Raw genomic sequence first — 1,278 nt, forward strand, 5'->3', positions numbered from 1 at the left:
TTTCCCCCTGTGCTGTCCGCCGCAGCGCCAAGCGGTTTGGTTGGCGCGGCGCTGCGGCGGACAAGCTTCATGCGCCTGGTGTCGAGGATGCCGAGCGGGTGGGCATGGAAGCTGAGCGCCCATTGACCATCCTCGGTTTCGGCGGCGGCGACGGCTTCGCCGGCCAGCGTCTTGGAAACGTAGACGAAGCCACCGTTCCACCTGATCTCGCCACTGTGGCGCACGCTGCGCACCGCCGCCTCGGCCGGATAGTCGGGCTCGGGCGGTGTCGCGGGCATAGCGCGCGGCGAGGAGCGGTAATGCTGCGCCGGGGTGTCCATGGCCAGCGCCTCATGCGGACGCTCCTCATTGTAGGCGCGCCGGAAGGCCTCGAAGGCCTGGCCCTGGGCCATTCTGTCGGCGTCCGGCGCCTTGGCCAGCGGCAGCATGGTCAGGTGGAAGCGCTCGTGGCGTCCGTTCTGCTGCGGCTTGCCGGGCGCGATCCGCTCCAGCGTGATGCCGAGCTTGATGAAGCGCACCGAAAGCGGCGTCAGCCCGGTGACGCCGGCCGACGCGAAAGGCGGGCCATTGTCGCTTCTGAGCCGATCCGGCAGGCCATGCGCCTCAAACAGCCGCTCGAACACCGGCCAGGCCTCCTCATCCGCCGTCGAGCCCGTCGCTTCGAGCGCCAACAGGTAGCGGCTCGACGCATCCATCACCGTCAACGGTTCGCAGCGCCACCCGTCACGGGTCCGGAACCAGCCTTTGTGATCGCCCGTCCACACCGCGTTCGGCTCCTCGGCTTGCGGCCATGGTCCGTTGCCACAGGCTCGCAGCCGTGCCCGCTTGCGGACGCTGACAAGCCCGTGCCGCGCAAGGATCGCACCAGCCGTCGAGGCCGACGGCCAGGCCAACTCCGGAGCGGTGCGCCTGAGCCGCGCCATGATCTTCTTCGGCCCCCACAGCGGGTGCGTCTCCTTCGCCGCAACGATCCGCTCCACCAGATCCAGGGCCGTCGCCCGGCCATGATTGAGCGGCGCCCGCGGCAGGTCATGCAAACCTTCCGGGCCGAACTCCCGGTACCGTCCCAGCCATTTGTAGCCGATCTTGCGCGACACCCCGAAGTCAGCACACAGCTGCGTCATCGTCTCATCACCCGCCAGGCACTCCACAACAAACCGAAGCCGCTCATCCATGATGCCAGTCTCTCGCCAAACCATCGCCGGTCCTCCCGGCGGACAAGAAAACTGTCACCCATGCAATCGGTCCATTCTGTTACCTATCTATCCGGTTCGGACA

General features: G+C 67.5%; 1 protein-coding gene. It reads right to left on the reverse strand.

Translation table 11 applies throughout. The features are described 5' to 3' along the window. On the reverse strand, positions 1 to 1,199 hold a 1,199-nt coding region (locus tag AC0L25_RS32360; protein ID WP_473599173.1), incomplete at its 3' end, for an integrase core domain-containing protein. Positions 1,200 to 1,278 lie beyond the last annotated feature (79 nt).

It is taken from the genome of Mesorhizobium sp. WSM4813, from assembly GCF_055811555.1.